This is a genomic window from Megasphaera sp. DJF_B143, assembly GCF_900320625.1.
GTDB lineage: Bacteria > Bacillota > Negativicutes > Veillonellales > Megasphaeraceae > Megasphaera > Megasphaera hexanoica.
The window spans coordinates 1-2631 of record NZ_ONTA01000086.1 but is presented as its reverse complement, the minus strand read 5'-3'; the positions used below and the strand labels follow the sequence as shown (position 1 = coordinate 2631).

Genomic DNA, 2631 nt, shown 5'->3' with positions numbered 1-2631 from the left:
GCAGTCGTTCGACGGTTGTTTTAAATTTTACAATCTTCATTTGCGTTACTTCTGCGTTCTGTTCGTTATCTGCCATGGGTATTCTCTCCTTTATTCTGTCTGTACGTATGTCTATTTTGTCTCATAGCCAGGATAGCTGATTTCCTGTATTTTCTGTTATGCACTCCTTATAGCCGGTCGAGGAAACGCTGGAAGGCTCCTTCTTTTCTGCAAGACCGGGCTGCCAATATGAGAGGGCGCGTCGAGACGTCAATATCAAAGGTCGCCCGTCCCAGTTCTTCCTGGGCCGTATCCAGCAGGCGGTGTGTCGAGACGTCGATATCGAAGGTCGCATGTCCCAGTTCTTCCCGGGCCGCATCCAGCAAGCTGTGTGTCGGGACGTCGATATCGAAGGTCGCCCGTCCCAGTTCTTCCCGGGCTGCATCCAGCAGGCGGTGTGTCGAAACGTCAATATCGAAGGTCGCATGTCCCAGTTCTGCCTGGGCTGTGTCCAGCAGCTGCCTCGTCGCTACGTCGATATCGAACACGGCTGCTCCCAGTATATGCTGGGCTTCCTCGTACAGGACCGCTGCTTTCTGCTGCTGTTCGTCATTCAGCTGGCTTTGAAAGGCCTCGGACACGACGTACGGCTTATCCTGTTTATTGTTCTGCCGTACCGGTTCCGGTGGTTCTTCCGGTATTCTCAGCTGTTCCGGCAGGTCAGCCTGTTCAAAGACAATTCCCTTTTCTTCCAGTTCGTCGGGCGATGCAGCGTCAATCTGGATGCGGGGCCTGCCGAGAATGCCAATATAGGTCCGCTGCACCACATCAGCCGGCACGGTAAATTCCTCACCGCATAGGTATATGACCGGTACGCCGTCACCGATGAGCTCATCCAGATCTCCCTGGGTGAAAGCTGTCGTTTCCCCGTGCTGCCAGATGGATTCATCGGCTGTCATCTGCCGCAGCAACGCTTCTTTTTCCTGCCGCCGCTGCATCCGTGTCACATCTACAGTCGTTTCCTTCGCTTCCCAGGCGACACCCAGGAGATGGCACAGCTGCTGTTCCAGATCCGGACTTTCCGCCGGCAGAGACTCTACGGACGCGGCCAGTTCATCAAAATACCGGTCCCGCAGCCATTCTGCCAGTTTGCCGTCGAGAAAATATCCCAGTACGTGAGGCCAGTCGAAATGGTCCCGCAAATCTTCCAATGTCCGCACTTTGGCCCCGTCGGCCATGGTGAGGGCATATTTTATTTTTTTTACCATAGGTACACTCCTGCATCAGAAAAAACTAAAAATGCTCTTAAGGCCGTTCTTGATTCCTCTGGCAACCGCCTTTGCACCGGAATACAGAGCATGGCCCACGCTTTTGGCGACGCGGACAGCCGTCTTGGCAACGGTTTTGACGCCGCTGTACACGGCTTTTCCCACAGTAGAACCGGCCAGACAGCCGGTCAGGCCGCCTACGATGCCACCTACGATGGCACCGACACCGGTCCCGATGACGGGGATCCACGAAAGCATGGCGGCTCCTGTAATGGCGCCTTCAACCATACCGATACTGCCGGCGATGTATCCGCCAACGGTCGATACGGTGACGCGGCCCATGGCGTCGATAGCCTCCATAGCCGTCAGTTCTCCCTTGGCGGCACGATAGCAGATTTTGACCTGTTCGATACCGGCCCAGGCCAGGGGCGTCAGTACCGCAACCGGCGTCCCTCTGGCCAGTAAGGGAATGAGATTTTTTTCCACACTGACTTTGAGAGCCCCGGCGGCAGCCGCCTTGATTCCCGTATCGGCGCCGGTCGTAATGGCCGTGCGGACCACTTCTTCGCCATCGATTTTTTCTCCCTTCAGAGCTTTTCCCGCCAGATGGAATCCTGTGGCCAGAGCTGCGCCGGAAATACCGGCCAGAGCCGCCTGTTTGCCGATATGCAGGGCCAGGGAACGGGTATTGAAGGAATTCCAGTTGTCCTGAGCCAGCCGGCGTCCACGCTGGACGCGTTCCTGCATGGCCTTGGCCTGTTCTTTGCCCAGTGGCCGGGACTGGACGCCATCGGGGCTTTCTATCGTATCGGACACGTGTTTCCCCGGCGAGACGCGCTGACGGACTTCACTTACCTGCCCTTTCGGCACCAGGGCGCGCTGGCCCCGGTAGTCTCCGTGCTCCAGATAGGAAGCCGTGGCATCGGCATTGCGGCCAAATTTCAGCTGATAGCGCCGTACCGGTGTCTGCACCTTCAGACGGGTATCGCGGATGACGACATCGACGGAATTTTTTCCATAAGTTGTACCGTCAGGCTGGAGTACATCCGCACGGTACGGGGAGTTTTCCAGTGCCGCCGCCCGGTTGAAGGAATTGACCTGTTGCTGTTCGGCAATGAATCCATCGAGATTTGGGTTCATATTGACCGTGCCATTCTGTTTCATGATTACCTTGAGCATGGCCTGATTGTTATCAGCCAGTACGTCGTCTATGTGCTGCAGATACTGGCCCATAGTCGTCACGCCGACGCCGACAGATGCCTGCTGCACTTCATCAGCAAGCCACGATTCCTTTGTCTGCCCCGCCGCACAGGCCTTGTCCAGTGACGTCTTGCGCGCTTCAGCCTGTTCTATTTCGCGCACGATGTCCCGGCTCATAGCGGCT

2 protein-coding genes are annotated in these 2631 nt (G+C 56.4%); both read right to left on the bottom strand.

Annotation, left to right across the window (positions count from 1 at the left end):
- Positions 1-167 precede the first annotated feature (167 nt).
- On the bottom strand, positions 168-1247 hold the full coding sequence (locus tag DBO31_RS02445; RefSeq protein WP_150824353.1) for a hypothetical protein: 1080 nt from the start codon (positions 1245-1247) through the stop codon (positions 168-170).
- 15 nt (positions 1248-1262) lie between these two features.
- On the bottom strand, positions 1263-2631 hold a 1369-nt coding region (locus DBO31_RS09250), incomplete at its 5' end, for a hypothetical protein (RefSeq protein ID WP_159897736.1).